Source organism: Mesorhizobium sp. B2-4-1 (assembly GCF_006442185.1).
In the GTDB taxonomy this organism is placed as follows: Bacteria; Pseudomonadota; Alphaproteobacteria; order Rhizobiales; family Rhizobiaceae; genus Mesorhizobium.
In genome coordinates this window covers 1-23,828 of the sequence record NZ_VFVN01000007.1, presented here as the reverse complement: position 1 = coordinate 23,828, position 23,828 = coordinate 1, and the positions used below count along the sequence as shown (strand labels likewise).

Sequence of the window (23,828 nt, the reverse complement as noted above, 5' to 3'; positions counted from 1 at the left end):
CTCCAAGACACAATTATGATGTCCACGGACGCTGCAACCGAGCAGGCGCTCGATGGACAGCTATCCTTGTTGGCAGCGCCCGGATTGCCCGGACCGGTTGGCTAGATAGCCGCGGAAGCACAGCTCCCGCTTTTGGAAGTCAAGCACCAACGCCGCGATTATGCAAGCGAGTGCCTAGAGTGTGGACTAAAAGAGTAGCCACGGTCAGATCGGCCGAGGTGCCGGGGTTGACTTTGTCCGCCTTCAGCCGGCGGTCGAACTCCATGAGCAGGCGAATGCGTGACGGCTCGTCGCCGTTGGCATGGAGCGCCGCCTGAACGGCAAGAGCGTCTTGTCGTGCCTGATTTGCGACTTCAATTCCGTGATTGCGCACCACGTGACTGTCGGGGAAGCCTGCGAGAAACGCCATATAGGCGAACACGGTCGGCCACATGCCGCTTTCTCCGCGAGCTAGCGCCCCTACCAGCGCGGCCAGCCCTACCCCGAACACGTCGCCGAAACAGGTGTCATACTGGCGGGCGATCATATCGCGGTCGGCAGCCTCCCGCATTGCTTCCAAGAGATGAACCTTCGGCTCCTGCCGCACATCATTCGCGGCATCTCCCAGGCCGCCTGGCGCTGCCATGGCGATCGCCTCGAACACTGCCCTGGTATCGTCCATGCTCAACGCGCGCAGCAGCGAGTCGAGATTGTCCTGCAAGCTGCCACTCCTCATTTCGGCGGCGCCTATCAGAGGCCCCGCCAGGAGGACGATGCCGAGATTGGTGTTGGTTGCTACCGCCAGGCGTGTCGCACGCACCGCCTCCAGCATGCGCTGCCCGACCGAGAGGCGAGGATCGGTCAGCGGCTCGGACGAAACCTCGGCACTCATCATGAACTGGGCGGCGGACATGCCGTGTCCGTCGGCGAACAGGTGGACGTTGCCCGGCTTCAGAGCTTCGATCTCCATCCGGCAGGCATCCTTGTAGCTAGCCCGGAGGCGTTCACGCGATAACGCCATCCTGCCGCTCCGTTACGAATTCGCCGGCGCGGTGAAACGGAAGGGCCGCGGCGCGGCGGTCGCTTCGGTGCGGTCGGCCAGGAATTTCAGCAGGGCATCGGCGATCGCTTCGGCGATGTTCACAGCGACCACCGATTGCAGTCCTGACCAGGCGGGCATGCTGTTCACCTCGAGTACGAACAAGCTGCCATCGTCGGCTCGCACGATGTCCACGCCGGCGAAATCCGCGCCGACGGCGGCTGACGCGGCGACAGCCAGCGATGCCAGCTCAGCCTTGCCAGGTCCCGAAACCGGCTCCGGCACGCCACCCCGGTTGACGTTCGTGATCCAGTCGTCGCTGCTGCGGCTCATCATCGCGACTGTTTCGCCGGCGCAGACAAAAACGCGGAAATCCCGGAAGGGCGGGCCGGCGCGCGACATATAATGCTGGAGATAGTAGACGCTGTTCACCTCGTCTGCGGCGGGAAGGTCGGAGAGCGTACGGATCAGCCTTATCCCGCGGCCTTGCGCCCCGAACAATGGTTTCAGCACCAGCGGTCCCTCCCGAAGCTCCTGCGCCGCGATCTCCTTGGCGGCGGCAAGTCCTTCGACGGCGAATGTCGGTGGCGTTGGCAGGCCAGCATTTTTCAAGAGGAAAGTCGTCATCGACTTGTCGACGCAGCGTTCGACCGCCTGCGCCGAATTCCACACGGGAACCGACAGCCGGCTCAGCGCGTGCAGTACCCCGAGGCGCCGGGTGATCGCTTCGAACGATCCGGCGGCGATCGAACGGACGAGCACGGCATCGGGCAGCGCACCGCCGAAACCGGGGATCGAAAGTCCGCCCGGGCTGCCGGTGTCGAACGCGATCGCCGCCAGCGGCACGGTTGCAACAATAGCGCCCCGTCGACCAAGCCTTGCCGCGAGGCCACTTGAGCCGGTGTCCGAATTGTCGCTGACGATCAGGATGCGAGGGATCATGTGGTGCCTCGGATGTGGCGGATGACGGACGGGTCTCTTTGTGCCGCCATGCTAACCGAGGCTCCGTTCGAGCATCTTTGGATCACGCCGGCCAGCGCGAAACGTGTCGCCGGTTTCGATCGCCGTCACGATCACTTCGGCCGGGCTGAACAACAGTGGATCGATGGCATAGAAATCCCCCTTGAACCGCTTGAAGATCTCGGCAAAGGGTTGACCGTAGTCCCGTGAGGCGCGGCTCGGAAGTTTCTCCGCGAGGTTGCTGGCCTCTTTTGCCGACCCTTTTACGAAGAGCTGGACGCTGCCGCCATAGATGATGGCATCGTTCGTTCTGCCCATGGCGGTCAGGAAATCCGGGTGGGGGGCGGGGATTGGCGCCGCTCCGATGCCGTCGACAACGTTCTCCAGCGGAAATTTGAGATCGTTGGCCTTGTGCAGGGCAACCTCGAGCGCGCGCGCAACGATCTGCAGGCTGCCGGCAAGGCTTTGCGTCGGCGCGTAGAGGAAGGTGAGCTTGTCGGTTGCCAGTCCGGTTGCCTTGCTCACTTTCTCGACGATTGCTGGGGGAGGCGGTTTGGCAGTCTCCAGGATAAGCACGGCGGACGATGCGGTGTCTCGATAGGAAAGCGCGTCGAACAGGGGTTCGACGCGGGCGAGTGCCCGCGCCGGTCCCGATCCCATGGCGAAATAGTCCTGGGCAGACAGGTTCCAGCCCGCATATTGACTGCCTAGGCAGGCCAGTACGGGCTGCGACGAGCGCACCTCGACGGTGAACGGCCATTTCCGCTCCGTGCGGTCCATGAACACCGAAACGCTGCCGAGACCGCCCATCGCCGCCTCCGCCATGCGCAGCCCGGCCTCGATGCTGCCGGGCGCCTTGGCGCCGACATCGATAAGGAGCTCGCCCAAGGTTCCCTTGGAAGCGGCGATCCGCAGCCGTTCGGCGTCGCTGATCATGCCGTCAGCGATGCGCTGTGCATTGTCGTTCAGGAATGCCGAACCGTCTTTCATGTCCGGTCTCCTTCCCATTGGAGTTGCAACCGGCGGGCTTGCCCCTTGATGAGCCGCCTGGTCAAATCGGCGTTCGGACCGCGCGCGAAGACGGTGCAGACGGGGTCGCCGGCAATCAGAGGAGTGCCGGGCGACTGATGGTCAGCGGTCCATTCGGGCCACGCAATCGACGGAAACCGCGCGATTGGCGTCGCGGCGTAGGTCACCATTGAAGCCATCGAATCGACGAAGCGTGGCAAACGGTAAGTTCCGCCGGTTGCAGCTCGCAGATGTGCTTCGATCAGCGGCGCGTCGGCCTCGTCAAAAATGTCCAGCGTGGCGCCTGGCCGCGGATTGATCTCGATGAGCTTGTAGCCATCCGATCCGCGAATGAGATCGGCGCTGCACAATCCAACCAGGCCGGCACGGCGCGTCAGGGCTGAAAGCCAGCCGCCGATGACCGCCGCCTGCCTGCGGTCGAAGCGTCTCAGCCGCACGGCCCCGCCATAGCGGTAGGGCGCCGTGGAGACGGGAGAAGTCCATTGTTGGCTGAAGCCGACGATGCGCGCGGCCTGGCCGTCGCCGACGAAGAGGGCCGAGACGCTGCGTCCGGCGACGAAACGCTGGAAATAGCGGCCGGTGGTCTGGCTTTCTCCGGCCGCCTGTCTGATATGCCCACCCCCGGCGCCGCCCACGGTCTTGGCCACCCAACTGTCTGGCTCAGGCGGTCGATCCCACCGGAATTCCGGATGTGGGATGCCGAGTTCGGCACAATCCGCGGCCAGCAGTTGCGGGTCCTTGATCCTGCTGATCGCCGCGCCGCGATTGCCGGCAAGCGGAAAATGGCGAGCGACGGCGTCGACAGTCTCCGTCATCCGCTCAAAACCCGAGCCCAGGACGACGGCGACCGGCTGGTCTTCGCCGACCAGGTCCCGAAGCGTCTCGATGATGCGCTCGCCGTCGATGCCGTCCTGTAGGTTGCCCGGCAGCTTGGTCGTTCGTTCTGCCAGCGCAACCGTATCGGTATCGCAGAAGAAATCAGCGACCAACGGACGATAGCCCGCACGCCGCGCAGCCATGGCCAATGCCCGGCCTGAAATCGCCGCGATCAGCAGAGATCTGGCGCTATTTGGCAATCTCGCGTGCAAGGGAAAACGCTTCCTGGAAATCGAGCGCGATCGTTTTTTCGGATTCGATCATTCTTTTGAAAAGGCCAGACTCGACCTTATATTTGACGTTGCCGATGGCAAGCGGGCCAATCCCGACGACCTTTGCCGCTTCTAGCGGGTCGCCATTGGCATTGACGGCCAATCCTTCGATGCCTGCGGGCGGGACCGCGTTGACGTCGGCGGCGATAAGCAAGCCGCTTCCTCTCAACTGGGCCTTTGAAACCACCTGGACGCCGGCTTTCGCACAAGCCAGTATGACCTCACTTGCTTCGACCAGATCGGCTTTCCGGGCATCGGTCGATCCGTCAGCCGCATCGACACCGATCTTGAATCGGCTTTTGATCTCGGCAGCGATCTGCTTCACCCTTTCGATGCCGTCATGGCCGACAAGCGTGACGCGGGCGCCCTCCCTTGCCGCGATGACGGCGGTGCAGAAGCCAACCACGCCGGTGGCGCCGAAAACAGCCACCCTCGTGTCCTTCAGCCCGCGCTCGAATTTCTTCTCCAACGCCTTCTCGACCTTGGCCACCATCGCCGCGGCCGTGGTGAACGAGCCGGCCGGGTCGGCAAATACCGAAACCTGGAAAGGCGGCACCATCGCCTTCTTCGCGGCATCGAACATGTCGAGCGCCAACGAAGCATCCTTCCCGGCGATAAAGATGCCGGTATCGACACCCGCATCCGGCGGGCGCGAAAAGATCGCGTCCTGAACCAGGCCTGTCACCTCACCAAGATCGACATCGACATAGGGGACCACGCTGTCGAAGCCAGCGTCGAGCGCCATGTTCACGTCGAACGGGCTCATGTGCTTCAACGGCGTCAGCATATGCAGGATATGTTTGCGGGCCATTTCTCGCCTTTCTGCTTGGAATCTGAAGCGTCAGCTGCCGACGAGACCGAGTCCGGTCGAACTGATCTTCGCGCCGGAGTTCCTGCCTTTGACGATCTTGATCTGAAGGCCGTCTTCAACGGCTGTCTTCTGAACCGCGCCGACGAATTTGAGCGCGGCGTCATGCGACGGCGCGAAGGCAAACCCTGTGGGTCCCCAGGAACTCTGGCCGATCCCGACGGCGCCCGCTTTATTGAGACGGTGAGCGACCATCTCGACCCGCTTTGAGGTGAACACACCGCCCTGCGCCGGAGCGAAATGGCTGCCGATCAGCATCTGTATCGCGGTGACGGCAGCGCCGAATGCCGCAAGATCGCGCTCGACCAAGGCCGGCATGATACCCATCAGTACCCTCCGGCAGATCTCGCCGCTGCCCGCCGTCGGGAAGGGTGGCAGTGAACGGAATGCCGCGACCTCGGCCTCGCCATGCAGTCCATGCCCGGCATGGTCGAGGATGAGGATGACGCGCCATTCTTCGGGAAACGGCAGCCGCGCCACGACCGGAGGCGGTCCGGCACGCTCGTCCTTGCCCGCGTCGACAATCACGCCGCCGTCTTCGAAACTTGCGATGCCGATTCCAGATCGGCCGCCCCGTTCGAGCAGGGTCGCGTCGCCGGCGACATCGAGAGGCAGGTTGTGGAGCGTTCGCAATGCAGAGGCGACGGCAAGGGCGATCTGCGTGCCGGACCCAAGGCCGGCGTGACTCGGGATCGACTGTTCGATCACCAAATGGTGCTGGCCGCGAATGCCGAGATGCCTGCAGAGCGTCGACAAGTGCTCACCGGCGCGAACGCTCTCGGAACCTTCGACTATGGTCTCGCCGGACCGCGACAGGGTGACAACGGTTTCGGGTTCACTCAACGGAAGCCCAACGCTGCCAAAGCGACGTCCGGCATCGCCATTGAGATCGAGGAAGCCAAGGTGAAGGCGAGCGGGCACTCGTACGGTAACAAAATTCGACATCTGCCCCCCGATGGGTGCATCATGGATGCATCATGGAAGTTTAGGTGCCCGACACGATGATAACTGTTTTCGTCGAGGGAGCAAGCCAAAGAGAGTGCATTCATGTTTCTGCTTGGCCTGTCGTGTTGACGGACCGAGCAATTAGGGGAGGTCGAGATGAGCGAAACGGTCAAGGAGAAGGTCTATTCGGATGCCGAGATTGCCGACCGGCTTGAGAAGGAGCTGCCGAAATGGCGCTACGAAAACGGCTGGATCCGGCGCAAATACAAGACCCACAGCTGGAAGTCGACGCTGATGGTCATCAACACGGTTGGCCATCTCGCCGAGGCGGCGTGGCACCATCCCGATATCACCGCTTCCTATGCCTGGGTCGAGGTACGCCTGATGAATCACGCGGCGAAGGGTATCACCGACAAGGACTTCGAGTTGGCGAGAAAGATCGAGGACGTTGTCCAGTGGCAGCCGGCCAAGGAAGGCGGAGCGCTGGAGGGAACTCCGGCGACCGATCAACGCTTCGCTTACATCAAATATGATTAAGCGCGGTCGGAGTTTGTTGATAGCGTATGAAAACATTCGTTAATCTGCTGGCAAGCGGGGTTCACGGCCAATCCAGTTTCGTCTAGGATCGGGCCGGCACCAGAAAGTAGTGTAGCGAATGGCGGTTGCTTGGATAGGCAACCGGGAAGCGCTGGTCGAGCGCGCGGCTGCGCATGCCGCGTCGCTGTTATCGTCAAGCCGGTGCCCGGTTTTCAGCTTTGATACGGACATACACGGCACGAGGGCGGCGATCGCGCTGGCCGAGCGGCTTGGCGCGGCATACGATCACACCGACGGCGCGGCACTTGCCCGAGAGACCATGCTTTTTACCGACAGGGGCGCGATGACCGTCGCCCCTGGGGAGACGCGCCGGCGTGCCGATATCGTGGTGATCGTGGGCGAACTCGCACAAACCCATCATGATCTTGTTACCGAACTCGCTGGCACGGTTCCCGATCTCTCGACCAGGCCCGATCTCTCGACCGGGATTGAGCGCGAGTTCTTCCTGGTGGGATCGAACGGGGTGTCCGCGCCGCCGTTGAAAAACGGGCGCAAGGCAACGCTCCTTTCCTGTGGCCAGGCTAGCCTCGGCGCCACGCTGGCGGCGCTGAGGGCGCAGTACAAGGGGCGGCAAACATCGCGACCGGTGTCGAACTTCAACGATTTCGCCAAGGCTCTGGCGGCTGCGCATTTTCCCGTGTTCCTGTTTTCAGGCCATGCGACCGATGGGTTGGCGTTGGAGATGCTGCAGGGGCTGATCGCCGATCTCAATCGCAAATCACGTGCATCTGGTCTTCATCTGCCCGCGAGCGAAAACGGGTGGGGAAGCGTGCTCGCCTCGACCTGGATGACAGGTTTTCCATTGCGCACGGGCTTTGCGCGGGGCTTCCCGGAATTCGATCCCTGGCGTTACGATGTGGCGCGCATGATCGCCGCCGGCGAAGCCGACCTGCACCTGCGGATCTCCGCCACGGTTGCCCAACTCCCGAGAAAAAGGGGACGCATGGCACTGATTGCGCTGGCTAAAACGGAAGAGCCGGTCACAGGCGCCGCGGTCACCATCGCCATTGGCGAAGCTGGAGTCGATCACGATGCGGTTGTCTATTCCAGCCGTACCGGCTCGCTGAAGTCGACTGATACCCGCGCTGCTTCGAAATTGCCCTCCGCCGCGACGATCATTCGCCTGGTCGCCAGTCGGGTTTTCGCCGAGGCATTGCCATGCTGACGAAAATTGCCAACGGCGACATCGTCGACCCCGTCAACAGCCGTCTCGGCAAGGGCGACCTGTGGATCAAGGACGGCAAGATCGTCGCGGCGCCGGCTGAGGGGGTGGCCGACCGGACCATCGAAGCCGCCGGCTGCATCGTGATGGCGGGCGCCATCGACATCCACTCCCACATTGGCGGCGGTAACGTGAATACCGCGCGGCTTCTCTTGCCCGAACAGCATGCCGCCCATCAGGCCCGACCGGCGACCACGCCGCTCTCCAATGCCGGCTGGTCGACCTTCCAGACCGGCTGTCTCTACGCCAAGATGGGCTTCACGACGGTCGTCGAACCGGCGATGTCGCCGGGATCTGCACTCCACACCCATCTCGAGCTGGCCGACATCCCGATCATCGACAAGGCGACGCTCGCCATTCTCGGCAACGACGACTTCCTGCTGTCAATGATCCGTGACGCCGCCACACCTCAAATGATCGAGGACTATGTCGCCTGGACGGTCGCCTCGACGCGAGCGCTCGGGGTCAAGGTGATCAACGCCGGTGCAGCGGCCGCCTTCAAGGAAAACGCACGCACGTTCGCGCTGGACGATGTGGTGCCTTCCTACGGCGTCAGCTCGCGCAACATCGTCAAGACGCTGCAGGCCGCCGTCGACAATCTTGGCCTGCCGCATCCTTTGCATGTCCATTGCAACAATCTGGGCATTCCCGGATCTGCGGACACGGCGGCCGCGACGATTGCGGCGGCGGATGGGCTGCCGATGCACCTCGCCCACCTCCAGTTCTATGGCTATGGCACGGAAGGAAAGCGCAGATTTTCCTCCGCCGCCGCGCGGCTTGCCGAGCTTGTCAACACGACTCCGGAAGTCACCATCGATATCGGTCAGGTGATGTTCGGTCAGACGGTCACGGTCTCCTCCGACGTCATGCGGCAGTTCTCGGCGCGGGGCAGCGCGCATCCGAAAAAGTCCGTCATTCATGACGGGGATGGCAATGGCGGCGGCATCGTGCCCTACAGCTATGGCAAGGACTTTTATGGCACGATGCAGTGGGCGATCGGGCTCGAGCTTTTTCTCCTGATCGACGATCCCTGGCGTGTGTTCTTCACCACCGATCACCCCAACGGTGCACCCTTTACCGCTTATCCGGCTCTGTTCGAGCTGCTGATGAGGCGGGAAGCACGCACCGAAATGGCCGCTGGACTTTCACGATCCGCGTTAGCGCTCTCTACCCTGTCCGCAATCGACCGCGAATACACGTTCGAGGAAATCGCCATCATGACGCGTGCAGCGCCGGCCAGGCTGCTCGGGTTGACGGATCGAGGCCATCTCGGCGTCGGCGCGATCGCCGACATCGCTGTCTATCGCAGGAACGAAAGTATCGCGAAAATGCTCGGACAGGCGGCTTATGTTTTCAAGGATGGCGATCTCGTCGTGCAGGACGGGGAGATCATGCATTACCGCTGGGGCAAGGCCCTCAGGCTTAATCCACCTGTGGACAAGGCGATGGTGCGGCGTCTGGAGGACTATCACCAGCAGCGCTACGGCCTGTCCTTGGATTGGTTCAATTTCCCGGATTCCGCTATTGCGCGTGAACAGCCATTCGGCGAGGTGCCATGCCGAACGTGAGCGTAAATGGCGTAACGATCGACGATACTTTTGCCGAAGCCTTTGGGATGCGGGCAACCGCCATCATCATCACCGCGCCGAACCGGAAATGGGCACGGCAGGCGGCGATCACGATGACCGGCTTCGCCACCTCGGTAATCGGTTGCGGCTGCGAAGCGGCAATCGATGCCGACCTGCCGCCGTCAGCCACCCCGGATGGCCGGCCCGGCTGCCGCGTGATGATCTTCGCGATGGGAACCGATGAATTGCAGAAGCAACTGCTCAATCGCGTCGGGCAGTGTGTTTTGACTTCGCCGGGCTCCGCCTGCTTTGCCGGGCTGGAGGGCAGCGCTAAGCTCAAGCTCGGTTCGGCACTGCGTTATTTCGGCGACGGCTGGCAAATCTCCAAGAAGATCGGCGACAGGCATTTCTGGCGCATTCCCGTCATGGATGGTGAATTCCTCTGCGAGGCAACAACCGGACTGACGAAGGAAGCCGTCGGCGGCGGCAATTTCTTTGTCATGGCCGACAGCAGCGCCAACGCATTGGTCGCGGCCGAGGCCGCGGTCGCCGCGATCGGAATGGTGCCCGGTGCCATCGTGCCGTTCCCGGGCGGCATCGCCCGTTCGGGTTCCAAGATAGGTGGCAAATACAAGGGCATGATCGCCTCGGCCAACGAAGCCTACGCGCCGACACTGCGCGGTGTGGTTGCGAGTGAGCTCGGCCCCGACATCAACGCCGTCCTGGAAATCGTCATTGATGGTGAGACCAATGATGCCGTTGCCGCGGCGATGAAGGCCGGCATCAAGGCCGTCATCCAGATCGGACCGAAGAAAGGCGCGGTTCGCATCGGCGCCGGCAATTACGGCGGCAAGCTCGGTAAGTTCATCTATTCGCTGAAGGATATGTTGCCATGAAGGCGCTGACCTTCACTCTTGTTGCCGAACCGCCTGAGCGCCTCGACCTGTCGCCGCTGACGCCGGAGCGGCTTGCTGGGAGCGAAAGACGGGATATCGAAAAAATCCGAATCGGCATGTCGAAGCACGGATCGAAGGTGGCCGACATTTTTCGCCTCGCCGGCAGCGATCCGCTAAGCATCGTCTTCGAAGGTGGAAGCGCGCGCCTCGACCGGGTGGCGCAAGGCATGGGAGGTGGATCGGTTCGCGTGATCGGCAATACTGGCGCGCAGGCCGGGCGCGCCATGCGCGGCGGCAAGCTGACGATCGAAGGCAATGCGGGGCCGCACGCCGGCTCTGGCATGCGCGGCGGCAGGCTGGAGATAACAGGTAATGCCGGCGATCACCTTGGCGCTCCGCTCGTCGGCGAACTGGCCGGCATGAATGGCGGCGTGCTGATCGTCAGGGGCAGGGCGGGCGCCTTCGCCGCAGACCGGATGCGGCGCGGTCTGATCTCGGTGCTGAAAGGCTCGGGCGACTATGCCGGCAGCCGCATGATCGCGGGCACGCTGGTGGTAGCCGGTGGCATCGGTGAAATGCCCGGCTACCTGATGCGTCGCGGTTCGATCCTTCTTGATCGCGCGCCAGGACATCTGTCGCCGAGCTTCGTCGAGTGTGGCGCGCCGGAGAGCGTTTTTGCCATCATCATCGATCGTCATCTGATCGCAGAAGGCATTTTGAAACGGCCGCTGCTGGGGAGCGCACCACATAAATATGGCGGTGACAACGCGGTGCTTGGAATGGGCGAGGTTCTCTTTCCGCGCCGATGAGGTTTCCGGCAACGAGATCGATCAAATGCTTGTGCCTGTCGAGCGGCCCTGCTCGCTGAGCTTTAGGAATGTGTCCAAACGTCGATTTGCCGCCAGGTATTGGCTTCGGTCACGTTACACCGGGCTATTGGAGACCTGTAGGGCGCGTTTCGGCGGGTGCGCGGGCGGATAATTGCGCTTCCGCTGAGCGAAACATGTCCTCGAATCCAAGCTCGGTTTCAAACACGGTGCTTCCCAGGCTGATCGCCAGAACGTCCTCGGTCCCCTTGGGCGCGAAATAGACCCGCGCGACGCTTGCCCGAATGCGCTCGCCAATTTCCGCGGCCTCCGCTTCGGTCGTACCTGGAAGAAAGACTCCGAACATCGATGTTCCTATGCGACCTACCATATCCTCCTTGCGGACCGAAGACTGAATGGCCGATGCGACGAGCCGCAAGGCCTCATCGCCCCAATCTGGGCCGAAGCGAAGATTTATGGAGCGAAGGTGTTCGGCATGAATCACCAGGAAGGCGCCCGAGCGCGGCCCTGGCGCTGACGGCCTGGCCGCGCGCCGCTCGACCATCGAGGTGAAAACCGGGCCGTTCAGGCAGCCTGTCACCCTGTCATAGGTCTCGGCCCTGTTGAGCTCCCGCCGGTAGCCGCGGATCTGGGCCTGCTTCAAGCCGATCAATACGAAAAGCGGCAGACCGATGATCAGAGGCAGCAGCACCGCAGTGACCATGCTGCGCGCGAACGGCGTCAAGACATCGCTGAACAACAGCAGGTAATTGAGGCCCACGGAGAGGGCAAGGCTGCCAACGGTCCCCAGGAAGGCGAGCCACGCGACACCCTTCCATACCGGCTCGGTGGCGGTCGTTTCGGCTTGTGCCATTACCAATCTCCTGTCAGATCGGCGAGCATAGCGCCGGCATGCGCAATTTCAGTTGCGGCAAACCATACAATTTGATCGATGTGCGAATCGTGAATCGATTTCGCCTATCGCGGCGGGCCGAAAACTCCCACCTCCGCGTCCTCGGCGACTGCTTGCGCCTTGCCATAGATGCCGGTGGGCAGCGCGATCGCCCAGCCGTTGGACACAAGCCAGGCGCCGACATCCTGCTTGCCAAGGCTACACGGCGCGGCAATGGCAAAACGTTCGATCTCCGGCGGCATGAAGCACTTCAGCGCGCGCCCACGCAGCCAGGAGTTGAAGGCGGCGCGTGCGCGCTGGCCGCAGGACCAAGCGACATCGTGAAACGAGCAGGTGGCTTCCGGTTCTATGCTGGCCACACCACTGACGGCCACTTTGCGTCCCATGGATTCGAAAGTCGCCGATGACGTTGCCATTGGCCGGAAGAGCAGGGTTTCGCGCCAGTCATCTGGCATGGGCGTTTTAGGGGGCACGGCGAGGCCGAGGTCGCCGAGCGGCGGCCGGGCTTCGATCCGCTCGATCTCGGGCAGGTCAATCGACGGCAGCGCGACAATGCCCTCGGCAACCCTGCGCGCTTCTCGCCATCCGTCGAGAACAGTCGTCTGCGACCGGGCTGGTTGCCCGGCATTCTCGACACGAGTCCCAAGGGCAGGCCTGTCGGTCGCAAGCAAGGCTCCGGCATGCATGATCAGGGCAATCCCGAACAGCAGCTCGAGGCCTCCGACCGTAATGACCAGGCGGGCCAGCACAGCGTTCGTTAGCGGGCGGTCAGAACCCCGAGGTCGATTTGGCAACCAGTTTGAGCGCACCCTTTTCTATCCGGTAGAATGGCATCGATCTTTGGCTGGATCCATCGGCGCGAAAGCGGAACAGGCCGGTCGATCCGCGAAATCCGCTCGGATTTTCGAGCACCTGTTTGCTGAAGCCGTCAGGTCCGACCGCGCTGGCAATCCCTGCCGTCAGCGCAACCATATCATAAGCGTAGGCTACGTTGACGTCGGCCGGATAATTGTATGTCGTCCTGAAGCGGTCGGCGATCGGCCCGGTTTCGCCCGGATCGAGCGTTGCGATATAGGCTCCCTCGAAAGATGGGTCCATGGGATGCTCCAGCCAACGGCTGGTTCCGACGACGGAGGTCGCTTTGCTCGCAATGCCCTTTGATTTGAGGGCGGCAAGTATAGGCGAGGGGCTGGCCTCCCCGCTGGCAATGATGACCGCGTCGGGAGTGTCCACGAGCGAGGCCATTTCGTCGACCGCCTTGGCGGCGCTGTCGCCGGCCGAATATGGAACAGTGACGGCGAGCGTCGCGCCATAGATGCTGAGACTGTTGGCGACCCGCTTCTCGACCGTGCTGGCGTTCGAGCCACCCGCGACAAACAATACGAATTTTTTTCCGCCTTTCGCGGCGATGCCCGCGGCACCCGCCGCCGCACTGTCCGCTTCGCTGAGGCGCACGGCATAAACACCGGCGCCGCCCGCGAAATTGTCGGCAAGCGCCAATACGGGCGGCCGCTTCGATCCCGACAATGTGGCGATATGCTGCGCTGCCGGCAGTTCGGTCGGGCCGATGACGACTTTCGTGCCGGTCGTCAGGGCCTGCAGCGCCAATTTGCCGGCCTGTGCGTTGTCGCCCTTGGTGTCCTCCACGGTCAGCGTAAGCAACCCATTGCCGATATCGGTCATCGCGAGCTTGGCGCCATCGAGCATCTTGCGGCCATTTTCCCCCGCCGTTCCCGGGGCGGATAACGGCAGCAGCATGGTAATTTTCGTCGAACCGGTACCCAGCGACTGGGTTGCCTGGGCCGGGCCGGCGCCCTCGGCGCCATCCTGCCCGGCAGGCGCGGCAATCGCCGCCGGATCGAGCGCTTCGGTAACGCCCCCCTTCGACTGGCAGCCCGACAATACCGCAGCGAGCGCGAAGGCGGTTGCCCAAATCTTCAGCCCACGGACCCGTCGGCCAGCTTCCATGATTGTCCCACCCTGTTCACCGCCGGTTTATTATTCCCGGTCTGGTCTCCGACGCATGTTACGGCGAACTGGTCGTGCCGTCCTGTTTTTCTTCAGCCGCCGAAGAGCCGAGCCCTCAGCGCCCCGATCCGTCGCGCTTGCCCTGAGAAGGTATCGCGGTCCGACGAAAACGCGGAAACGCCGAACGTCGCCATCGGCAACGGCGCGGTCGGCTGATAGCTCGCGAACGCCTTGAATGTCTGTCGCATGCCACACTGCGGTTGCGTCACAATGGATCGGCTGCGCCGAGCCGGACGACGTTGTGCCATGGGAGGCTGCTCCAGCCGGTCGGCGCAAGCCAGCGTGACGACTTGGCCAATGCCGGCCACGGCGATCGCCTTCAGGAGTTGATCCGTCCGCTGCCATGGTGGCCAACAGGCGCAGGTTGCCTATCCGGTCAGTGCATGTACTCGACCATGCGATCGTGGAAACACTCGCATTTGTTGAGCGTGTCCTCGTCCTTGTAGTTCGTCTTGAGATAGCCGTAAGCCATGCCGCAGGCGACCTTGGCTTCCGAGGCCCAGACGAAAACCGGCCGGGACGAATTGATCCACTCCGAGCTGTTGGCGACGGCGACCGACTCGTCCATCAGCTTCACCACCTGATCCCTGAGATCGACGATGTTGTCGTTCAGCACCAGGTTGGAGGTGCCGACGACACCGCAATAATCGCCCGTGGGTCCTTCGATGATGTCGGCGGCATTGAGGCCCGTCGACAAGATCGACAGCAGCCCGGCCCCGAAAGCCACCCGCAAGATTCTGTTCATGTTGCTTACCCCGTTCCTTTCGCCCCTTAGGCTACGTCCTGCTTGGTACCATGGCTGTCGTCATAGAGTATTTTGACCGCTTCGGCGGCACTGTGGAACGTATAGTTCTCCAGCACCGCCACCGTGTGATAGTTGTCGCCGCCGCCATTGGTGTCGACCTTGACCTCGGCGTTCGCCGCATTGGCGGAGGACTGCGCGATCTCCACGAAGCCGCCGGCTTCGAGATCGGTGACGCCGGCCAGGCCCTTCAGCAATGCCGTAAGATCGATCTGGTCGCCCTTGGCCCCGTCATGGAAGTCGGCGATCAGGTCGGTCACCTCGAGAGAGCCGATGGCGAAGGTCTTCGTGCCGTCGGAGGCGACGGTCGGCTGTGCGGGGGCACCGAGCGAGGTGTCGAGTTCGACCTCGACATAGTTGCCGGTGGTGCCGTCGGCCATCTGGAACGTGCCGTTGCCTGTCACGGTCTGCCCGTCGATTTCGCCCACGGCGGGGCTGGCCGCCGTGCTGATCGAGACGATACCGTTATCCGCGAGGTGCGACAATTCCCCGGCATCGCTGGCGCCGTTGGTATTGGCGTCCTTCCAGATCAGCAGGCTGTCGAAGGCGGCGTCATTGTGATCGATGACGCCGTCATGATTGCCATCGAGCGAGGCGAGTGCCGCCGCCCCGCTGGCGAACTTGCCGCCGCCGAAGCTCGGCGTGAACAGCTCGGTGCCGTCGTCGATCTTGCCGTCATGGTTGAGATCCACCGCCAGCATGCCGTCATGAGATGTGTTCCAGGCGACCTGATCCTTCGCCCCATCGCCATTGATGTCGAACTGGACGCCATGGCTGAGGTCGGAGAAGGCAAAGCCGTCGTGGTTGAGGTCGAGGATGATGGGGTCGGTGACGCTGTTGTAGGCGACGAAGTCAGAGGCCTGCAGGCCTGCCATCTGCGTAGCGGTAACACCATTCAACGTCGCTACAAGAACTCGGCTCCCAGTGTTGCTCCAGTCTGTGTCATGCCAAATCTGTCCGACGCCAAGGGTCGAATTGAAAACAGCCACATAGGTGTTTGTAGCAGCGGCAGTTGCGGCAGCGATTTGAGTTGATGTCTGGCCAGTCGAAGAGGTAATCAGCACCAGCTGATTGTCGTCGGTAGTGTTGATAGCACCGATGCTCGATCGGGCGGTAAAATTGCCATCACTGTTGGTAAGGGGTTGTCCGGTCGCTGTTCCTGAGATGCCGAAGTTGACAGCACCGGGTCCTGTGCCTTCGAGGAAGCCAATCTTGTCGATTCCAGCTTGGAAGTCGGTAATGGTATCCATTCCCGTATTCGTCGCCAGTCGGAACTGATCCGCCCCGCCATTGCCCGTGAGGATGTCGTTGCTGCCGCCGGCGTTGATGGTGTCTGCACCTGCACCGCCGACGATAGTATCAACGCCCGAAGAGCCGATGATCTTGAAGCTCTCTGTCTGGTTGGACAGATCGAGGATCGCCGCAGTTGTCAACGTCACATTTTCCACGTTGACGATCTGCGCGTCAGACGCACTGGTGAAGTTTGCACTGACCCGCAGGGTGTCTGTTCCGCCTTCGCCGTCGATCACATAGTCGCTCTGATCGGCCACGATCATGTCGTTGCCGCCACCAGCCAATATTATGTCGACACCGCCAGCTCCGTCGAAAATATCGCCATTGCCGTCGCCGACAAGGATTTCGTTCGCAGCTGTCCCCGCTATGTCGCCGCCGCCGTTGCGGTTAAAGACTTGCACGCTTGCGGTGTCTGTTCCAGTGCCGTTCGTCGCCGTGTAATCAAAAGTTCCACCATCGGCATTGTTTCCGTCATCGATGCTTATCGTGTTCGACGAATTGTTCACCGTAAGGCCGATGACGTTTGAGACTGCCGAGATGTCGGTTGCCCCTGTATCATTGTGCAGGAAAGCCCATTCAGGCACAGTGAACTGAACGCCGTCGAAATTGGTTCGGACGAAATCGTTGCCAGTTGTAATCTCCACAACGTCAGTGACGTTTACCGTGATCTGCTGCGTGTCCGTGCCGCCGTGGCCATCCGAAACCTGAACGTTGACGACGTAGGAATTGTTGCTGTCGTTGTCTGTCGGCGCCTCGAAGTTTGGTGCCGAGAGGAAGGTGAGCACGCCGGTCGATGCATTGATCGAGAACTTGGCGAAATCCGTGCCTGCGGTGCCGAGGAGCGAATAGGTCAGCGCGTCGCCATTGGCGTCGGTCGCGTTGATGTCAGTCACCGCAGTCGTGTTTTCCGGCACGCTGAGGGTGTAATCGTTGCCACCATTGGGCGCGGTGATGACGGGTGCGGCGTTCGGGATATCCAGAACCGTTATCTGCAGATCCGCTCCGGCCGTGTCGCCGTCGCCATCTACCAGGACATAGTGGAATGTCTCGATCTTGTCCGCATTGACGTTCACCGGTGCGGTGTAGTCGTAGTCGCCCGCATGATGGATACCCTCGTCGGCGAAATAGAATGTCAGCTTGCCACCGGCGCTCGTGGTCACCTCGATCGACTTGCCATCGTTTGCAAGCAGATGCGCGCCGGGTAATGCGCCGGAAAGGCTGATGGCGTTCGTTCCATTGAACGTATAGGTCGTACCGTCGATCGCAATCGACTGGATGTGGCCGCCGTCGGCGCCAAACGCGTCGACGCCAAGGCCATGATCGGCAAGAATGCTGCCCGAGGCGGACGATGGCAGCGCACCCGCCAGCGTCGATGAGAGCTCGGTCGGATCCGTCACCGCTTCGGCAATATCGCCTGGGCGCGAGGCGATCTGCGCCAGGAAATTTGTATTGGCGATATCGCTGAAGCCAAGCGCGAAGACCTGGTTCACATGGCTGCTGGCCAGGAAATTACTCCAGCTGCTCTGCTCGTTCGCATCCAGGCTCGCTCCCGATTGCGGGTCGCCGTCGCTCAGGAAGTAGATGTTGGTGGCGTCTGCCGTGGGATGCGGCAAATTCGCGTAGCGATCGGCACTATTGCTTCTGCCGTCGATCAGGTTGGCGGCGGAGTCATATTGCGTGCCAGCCGAGAGACTATTCGAATTGAACCCGTTTACGGTGTTGATGGCACTCTGGATGTAGTTGCTTTCACCGATCGTGTACTGGCCGACGAGCTCGGCTCCTACTCCGAATGAATAGATCGTGATCTGGTTGAAGATCACTGTCGAACTGCTCAGGAAATTCTGGACCGCCGCCTGCATGAGTGCAAGCCGGGTAGTAAAACCGCCCGCGCCATCCGGATCGCTGTTCATGCTGAGCGAAAGATCGAGCACGAGGATCGCATTGAGCGTCGGCTTGCTGCCTTCGTCTACTTGCACGGTGTCCGGCCTCGCCACCGGCATATCGTCGTCGATCTTGATGGCGACCGTGCCGTTGGCGTGGTCGCCGTTGGAGTCGGTGATGGTGTACCCAAGCGAAAGATTGATGTCGTTCTCGCCGCCGCCTTGCGGGTGATCGACCTCCTGCAGCAGCGTGAAGTTATAGGTCGCCGCTGTCTGGTTGACCTCGATCTTGAAGACGGCGTGGTTGGCTGCGGCCGTCGCGCCGGACGTGTCGGTCGTGCCGTACAAGGTGTGTGAGGCCGTGTCGTAGTAATAGTGGAGCGCGACGCCGTCATGCTTCACTGTGAAAGCGCCGTCCATGACGGTGTCGCCATTGGCAACGTCGAAGCTGAGCGAGCCATGCCCGTCCGGTCCATAGCTGCCGAGCGATATGTCCGCGGGGTTCGAAGTCGTATCGTCGCCCGTGCTATTGGTGTTGTGGACGCCCGCGGCAAGATCGTCCTCGTCGACCACGATGCTTGACGAGGTGGCGGTCGGCTGACCGGTGCTGTCGAGCCCGACGGTCAGCGTCGCGGTCGAGGTGTCGCCGTCGCCGTCCTTCAGCGTGTAGGTGAACACGTCGCTGCCGGCCAGGCCGGAGACACGGGTATAGACGTAGCTGCCGTCCTCCTGCAGAGCCAGCGTGCCAAATTGGCCGCTGACGACGAAGCCGCCGCCAGCCACATCGGTGTCCGATCCACCAGAGCCAGTGACGCCGCTGATCCTGGCGCCGTCGGCACCCAGGGTGTCGATACCGGTGCCGTGCAGACCTTCGTTGGTGCCGGTGCCGTCTGTCACATTGCCGAGGATCGAGCTGCCTATGATGCCCGTGCCGAAGGAATCGGTGTCATTGTGGGCCGTTGGGCCATCATCGCGTATCGCGATGTCGAGCGAAGAGGTGGTGCTGCTGCCGTCGGTGTCTGTAACGACAACACCGTAGTTCGCAAACACCTGATCCTCGAGGCCACGGTCACCGGGCGTCGCATCCGCCGTTGTATTCGGATGAGTGACATTGTCGAGCAAGGTGAACTTGTAGGTCACCGTGCCGCCGGTCGCGTCTCCGACAAAGCTTGTCACCTGGAGCAATCCGTAGGCCGGGCCGCCCAAGATGGTCACCGGCGCTCCGGGCGAGGCGGCCTGTAACTCTGCCAAGGTCAGCGCTGTGGTCCCGATCGTCAGCGTGACCAGGCCGTCGGGCGATGTGAAACCGAAGGCGCCGGTGTTGCTTTCCGACGGATCGACATTGGTAGCCGGATTGTTGTCGTTTTCGCCAGATCCCGCAGGTTCGCCGCTACGGATATCCAGGCCCTTTTCATCGACGAACGTATCCCCGCCCGAAGCTTGCAGCGTCAGACCGGTAAGCGTCGTCAAGTAGTTGACGTCGACGGTGGTCGAGCCCGCCGTGACCAGATGCTCGTATTCGCTGCCCCCCGACTGCACCGACGCGATCGAATTGGAAATATTCGCCTGGTCGGTGATCTGGGCGTCCGTGTAGGTGTGGGTCACGGATCCTGTTGTAGCGCCGGTGGCGACTGTCACTGTCTCGCCATTGGCCAGCGTGAAGGTCAGTGGTGCGGTCGGTGCGACCGAACCAGGAGTGCCGGTCAGCGTCACCGTATAAAGGATCGAGCCGCCATTTTCCGAGACCGGGATTGTTGAGGACGTGAGCGTCGCCGTCACCGTGTTTGTGGTGTCGGTGACCTGCGCCGTCGCCGTTGCGGCGCCGACCACGAGATGCTCGAAATTGCCACCGCTGGTGTTGATGATGGTCGCGGTCCGGCTCGACGCGTCGAGATAGACGTCCTCGTCATTGCCCGAGGCAATCGTCAGCGTACCGGTGGTCTGGCCGTTCGCGATCGTGATGTCGCCCTGGTCGGTTGTGATCGTGGTCACGCCCTGGGAGGCGTTCGACAGTGTTGCCGTGAAGACGTAGTTGGCCACCGCTCCTTCCGACACCGTCGAGGCGCTAAGGTTGACCGTCGTGTCGTTGGTGGTGTCGTTTATCGCAAAGCCGAAGTTGGCGGTCGACGTGTCGCCGTCGCCATCCTTTACGGTGAAGGTGCCGGTTGCGGTGCCTCCGGTAAGATAGACGTCGTCGCCTTGCGCGGTGAATGTGTAGCTGCCATTCGCCATGACCGCCATCGTGCCGTGCTCGAAGGCGATTGGCTGTGAGTAGCCATCGGCGCCGAACACCAGGGTCTTGCCGTTGATCTGCGTCACCGTCGCACCATCGGCGCCGGCGACGAAGTCCAGCACGCCGGTGACCGTTGTGCCCTCGGCGACGTTTTGCGAGGCACTCACACTTGCCGTCGGCGTGTCGTCATCGACATCGATCGACAGCGTGCCGGTGGCCGTGTCGTGGTCGCCGTCGGTGACGGTGTAGTTGACGCCGAACTGCAGATTGTTCTCGTCGTCGCCGGCAGGGTGCTCGATCGCATGAAGCTGCGTGACCGTGTAGGCGCCGGATGTGGTGTCGGCCAGATGCACCTTCAGCACGTCGACGACGACGCTGTTCTGCACCTGGCTGATGATCAGGTCGGTTCCTGAGTTCGAGGTCACCGAGAACCCGCCCGCAACCGGCAGCGTCGCGCCGGTGAGCAGCGTCGTACCGGCGCCGTCGGCGCCATAGGTGTGACCAAGCATACCGGATGTGTGGGCTGTGTCGGGAGTGACATCGCCGGTGCCATCGGGATTGCCGGCCAGCGCGTCGTCATCAAGCTGAACCTGTGCGTTCATCGACGCCGTCGGCACGTCGTCCGCGACATTGACCGTAAAGCTCTGGGTGACGGAGTCGCCGTCGCCGTCGACGGCCTTGATGGTGAAGCCGAGCGGCAGCGAGGCGTCGCTGCCGCCGGTGTGGTCGTGGTCAAGCGGCTGCCAGACGGTGAAGACAAAGGTCGGGGTGCCCATGCCGTTCAGGGTCACCATGAAGACGGGATTGGATACGGTGTCGCCTTGCTTGAAGGCGACGAGTTCCTCATCGACGCCATTGGCGGCAAGACGGACTGTGTACTCCAGCGAAACGCCGCCCGAGGTCAGCTCTTCGGGCGCCATGAGAGTGTTGCCGGGACCGCGCGCGAATTCGAGATGGCTCGATCCCTTGTCGTCCGCATTCCAGTCGATATTGAGATTGCCTGATGTCGGCTGTACCAGGGGCAGCAGGCTCTCCGGCACATTGCCCGTACCCGCAGGGCTGGTGACGACCGGAATGTCGTCGGTGACATGCACGGTGAAGGCGGACGACGTGCTGTCGCCATCCGAATCCGTCGCGGTGAAGTCGAAGGACAGGGCCTTGCCATTGTGGTCGGCCCCAGCCGGATGGTCGATATTGTCTTCCAGGTTGAACGAATAGTTGCCGTTCGTCTGATCGTTGATCGACACGGTGAAGATGGTGCGGATGACCGAGTTGTGCGTGGCGGTCGCCGTCAGCACGGTGTCGTTGCTGGACAGAGTGTAGGTGATGGCATCGCCGTTGGACGTCAGGCCAGCCTGGACGCCGGCCAACGCCGGATTGAAGGCAACCGAGCGGTCGTGAATGCCGCTGTTGGGATTGGCGTCGTCGGCTCCCCACGAGATTCCCAGCGAGCCGGTCGCGGAGGCCGCGTTGAATGCGTTTGTGGAACCCGCTGCGGTGCTTTCCGCCACGGTGGTCTCCGCCGCAACGATCACTGGCCTGTCATTTTCGACCACAATGTTCAACGTGCCGGCCAGGTTGACGCTGTCGCCGTCGAAGTCGGTCGCCTTGAAGAGCGAGCCGATGTCGATCGCCGTCGTTCCGCTGTCGCCGGAATTGAGGCTATGGTCGAGGTGATCGAGCAGCGTCAGCGTAAAGGTGCCGTTGTTGTTATCCGCAATCGTGAACACGGTGCGACCGTCCGCCGCGACGCCATCGACGGCATCGACACCCACAACGAAATGAACCGCCGATCCCCCCGACGACACGCCCGCCTGAGTTCCATTCTTTTCGACGTTGAAGGAGAAAGTCGCGTCGTCATCAGCGCCGATCGAAAGCAGTGGGACGAAGGCTGATGCCCCAAACGTAATCGAGGTTGGCTGGCTGCCGGCTTCCGAATTTCCGCTCGACAGGCCGGTCAGCGTGTCTTCGTAAATGGTTGGAAGAGTGGCGCTGCCGTTCAGCGCCACCGGAATGTCGTCCTCGATGCCGATGGTGAAGACGCCGCCGCTGGTGGTGGTGGTCGACGTATAGAGGAAATTTTCGGCGCGAATCTTGTCGCCGCTGTCGAGATCGAAGCGGATCACCAGATGGTCGAAAGTGCCCGCCGGGTCGATCGTGACGACGGAGCCGTCGGCCGGCACGGTCGTCGTTCCTGTCTGGAAACCGGAGCTGCCGGAAACCGGCACGCCGGCGCCATTGTAGGCTTCCCAGGAAATTGTGCCCGAACCGTTGCCGTTGATGGTGAAGCTCACCGCGTCGGTGCCGGGCCGCGAGAAGATGAAGCCCTCATTGTCATGGATATGATTGTCGCCGATGCCGACGCCCTGACCCGAAACGTTGAAGGAATCGCTCCCGGCGCCATTGTTGAAATCGTGAGCCAAGGCTCCATTGAACGTTAGTCCGTCGAACGTAACGCCGCCCACGGTATAGGTGCCGTAATGGCCGGAATGCAGACTCAGGCCTGTCGTGGCTGTGGTGGTCGTCGTCTCGCCGGTGATCGCGATCGTGTCGCCGTCGGCGTCGGTGAACTGGAGCGCATGTGTGAAGTCGAGCACCAGCTTCTGGTTGTCATCGTTGGCGGGGGAGTTCGGCAGGTGGTCGATCTGGTCCAGCAAGGTGAAGGTGTAGGTGCCGTTCGGCTGGACATCGAGGGTGAAGACTTTGCGGTCGCCCGCATCGAGGCCGGGTGTTCCGCTCTCGACATAGCCGGTCAGCACCGTGCCGTCGACGTGGTAGACGATCGCCTCGCCCTTCGATGTCGCCGCCGGCAAGCCAGCGGGGTTCTGGATCAGCGAGAAGGAACCGGGTTCGTCCGCCCCGGCGGAGACCAGCGAGCTCAGCGAACCGGTCGCGACCGTGCCGAGGCCATCTCCGTCGGGATTGCCGACGGAATGACCATTCGAGTTCGCCAGCAAAAGCGCGTCCTCGCCGACATTGCCGGAGACGGTGGCGCTGGTCTGCACCGGAATGTCGTCGAGGACCTGGATCAGGAAGGTCCCGGCGCCAAGGGAGATGGAGTCGCCGTCACCGTCGGTCGCGACGATATAAGAGGAAAGATCGATCGGGCTCGTCAGCTGGTTTTCACCATTGTCTCCGGCCTGGCCGTCCAGCGCCGGATGATCGATCTGATCCTTGAGCGTGAAGACGTAGGAGCCGTTGGCCCCCACGGTCAGCTGGAAGATCTCGCGGTCGCCGGCCGAGAAGCCGGCGCCGTTTCCTGCCTCGGCATAACCATGCAAGGTGCTCCCATCGGATACGATGAGCACATGCGCGCCCTGCGACGTAAGGCCGGAATCCGCCGGCACGGCCGTCGAGGCAAGATGAAACGCCTGGGCGCCCGGGCCGTCGGCGCCGAAGTCGACGAGCGCGGTCAGCGCGCCGGCAGCGCCCGTGACGGTCGCGGAAAGGCCGATCGCTCCCGTCTCACCCGGCCTGCCGGCATCTGGGTTGTGCCCGGCAAGCCCGTCTTCGTCGACATTCGCCGTGATCGAGGCGGTTCCGACGACCTTCGGCCCATCATCCTCGAAGACGATGGTCTGGGAGATGTCGGCGCTTTGTGTGACGTGGTCGCCGTCGCCAT

At 62.3% G+C, this 23,828-nt stretch carries 17 protein-coding genes; 5 read left to right on the top strand and 12 right to left on the bottom strand.

The genetic code is table 11. The features are described from left to right. Positions 1 to 139: 139 nt before the first annotated feature. The 6 genes from FJ949_RS18580 to FJ949_RS18555 are packed head-to-tail and all read right to left on the bottom strand — an operon-like array spanning position 140 to position 5,968. Positions 140 to 1,000: a triphosphoribosyl-dephospho-CoA synthase gene (locus FJ949_RS18580; protein ID WP_140498174.1), complete on the bottom strand. Its 861-nt coding sequence runs from the start codon at positions 998 to 1,000 to the stop codon at positions 140 to 142. Positions 1,001 to 1,012: 12 nt separating this feature from the next. Further along, positions 1,013 to 1,960 carry a RimK family alpha-L-glutamate ligase gene (locus tag FJ949_RS18575; protein WP_140498172.1) on the bottom strand — a complete coding sequence of 316 codons (948 nt, stop codon included), beginning with the start codon at positions 1,958 to 1,960 and terminating at the stop codon, positions 1,013 to 1,015. A gap of 51 nt (positions 1,961 to 2,011) precedes the next feature. Then, positions 2,012 to 2,968 carry a methenyltetrahydromethanopterin cyclohydrolase gene (gene mch / locus FJ949_RS18570; protein ID WP_140498170.1) on the bottom strand — a complete coding sequence of 319 codons (957 nt, stop codon included), beginning with the start codon at positions 2,966 to 2,968 and terminating at the stop codon, positions 2,012 to 2,014. Then, positions 2,965 to 4,026, bottom strand: coding sequence for an ATP-grasp domain-containing protein (locus FJ949_RS18565; protein WP_224519076.1), 1,062 nt, complete (start codon positions 4,024 to 4,026; stop codon positions 2,965 to 2,967). The genes mch and FJ949_RS18565 overlap by 4 nt, the downstream gene beginning before the upstream one ends. A gap of 46 nt (positions 4,027 to 4,072) precedes the next feature. Further along, a complete protein-coding gene (locus FJ949_RS18560; RefSeq protein WP_140498168.1) occupies positions 4,073 to 4,966 on the bottom strand; it encodes an NAD(P)-dependent methylenetetrahydromethanopterin dehydrogenase in 894 nt (297 codons plus the stop codon). Between the two features lie 30 nt (positions 4,967 to 4,996). Then, positions 4,997 to 5,968 carry a beta-ribofuranosylaminobenzene 5'-phosphate synthase family protein gene (locus FJ949_RS18555; protein ID WP_140498166.1) on the bottom strand — a complete coding sequence of 324 codons (972 nt, stop codon included), beginning with the start codon at positions 5,966 to 5,968 and terminating at the stop codon, positions 4,997 to 4,999. Positions 5,969 to 6,124: 156 nt separating this feature from the next. Between FJ949_RS18555 and FJ949_RS18550 the strand changes: the two genes are divergently transcribed. The 5 genes from FJ949_RS18550 to FJ949_RS18530 all read left to right on the top strand — a co-directional run bounded on the left by FJ949_RS18550 (position 6,125) and on the right by FJ949_RS18530 (position 11,060). After that, entirely contained in the window at positions 6,125 to 6,505 is a 381-nt protein-coding gene (locus FJ949_RS18550) for a 4a-hydroxytetrahydrobiopterin dehydratase (RefSeq protein ID WP_140498164.1), read from the top strand. A 118-nt stretch (positions 6,506 to 6,623) separates the two neighbouring features. Continuing rightward, positions 6,624 to 7,730 carry a tungsten formylmethanofuran dehydrogenase gene (locus FJ949_RS18545; protein ID WP_140498161.1) on the top strand — a complete coding sequence of 369 codons (1,107 nt, stop codon included), beginning with the start codon at positions 6,624 to 6,626 and terminating at the stop codon, positions 7,728 to 7,730. Next, complete coding sequence (locus FJ949_RS18540) at positions 7,724 to 9,355, top strand: formylmethanofuran dehydrogenase subunit A (RefSeq protein ID WP_140498159.1); 1,632 nt, start codon at positions 7,724 to 7,726, stop codon at positions 9,353 to 9,355. Before FJ949_RS18545 ends, FJ949_RS18540 begins: the two co-directional genes overlap by 7 nt. Next, entirely contained in the window at positions 9,343 to 10,251 is a 909-nt protein-coding gene (gene fhcD, locus FJ949_RS18535) for a formylmethanofuran--tetrahydromethanopterin N-formyltransferase (RefSeq protein ID WP_140498157.1), read from the top strand. The genes FJ949_RS18540 and fhcD overlap by 13 nt, the downstream gene beginning before the upstream one ends. Next, positions 10,248 to 11,060: a formylmethanofuran dehydrogenase subunit C gene (locus FJ949_RS18530; RefSeq protein WP_140498155.1), complete on the top strand. Its 813-nt coding sequence runs from the start codon at positions 10,248 to 10,250 to the stop codon at positions 11,058 to 11,060. Before fhcD ends, FJ949_RS18530 begins: the two co-directional genes overlap by 4 nt. Before the next feature lie 124 nt (positions 11,061 to 11,184). Here FJ949_RS18530 and FJ949_RS18525 read toward each other — a convergent pair whose 3' ends face one another. The 6 genes from FJ949_RS18525 to FJ949_RS18500 form a co-directional block, all read right to left on the bottom strand. Next, positions 11,185 to 11,931: a GGDEF domain-containing protein gene (locus FJ949_RS18525; protein ID WP_140498153.1), complete on the bottom strand. Its 747-nt coding sequence runs from the start codon at positions 11,929 to 11,931 to the stop codon at positions 11,185 to 11,187. Between the two features lie 104 nt (positions 11,932 to 12,035). Then, positions 12,036 to 12,719 carry a thermonuclease family protein gene (locus tag FJ949_RS18520; RefSeq protein ID WP_140498151.1) on the bottom strand — a complete coding sequence of 228 codons (684 nt, stop codon included), beginning with the start codon at positions 12,717 to 12,719 and terminating at the stop codon, positions 12,036 to 12,038. Positions 12,720 to 12,738: 19 nt separating this feature from the next. After that, positions 12,739 to 13,938: an ABC transporter substrate-binding protein gene (locus FJ949_RS18515; RefSeq protein WP_140498149.1), complete on the bottom strand. Its 1,200-nt coding sequence runs from the start codon at positions 13,936 to 13,938 to the stop codon at positions 12,739 to 12,741. 92 nt (positions 13,939 to 14,030) lie between these two features. Continuing rightward, positions 14,031 to 14,306: a hypothetical protein gene (locus tag FJ949_RS18510; protein ID WP_140498147.1), complete on the bottom strand. Its 276-nt coding sequence runs from the start codon at positions 14,304 to 14,306 to the stop codon at positions 14,031 to 14,033. A gap of 68 nt (positions 14,307 to 14,374) precedes the next feature. Further along, positions 14,375 to 14,743 carry a hypothetical protein gene (locus FJ949_RS18505; protein WP_140498145.1) on the bottom strand — a complete coding sequence of 123 codons (369 nt, stop codon included), beginning with the start codon at positions 14,741 to 14,743 and terminating at the stop codon, positions 14,375 to 14,377. Between the two features lie 26 nt (positions 14,744 to 14,769). Continuing rightward, on the bottom strand, positions 14,770 to 23,736 hold the full coding sequence (locus tag FJ949_RS18500; RefSeq protein ID WP_246680019.1) for a DUF5801 repeats-in-toxin domain-containing protein: 8,967 nt from the start codon (positions 23,734 to 23,736) through the stop codon (positions 14,770 to 14,772). Positions 23,737 to 23,828: the final 92 nt, after the last annotated feature.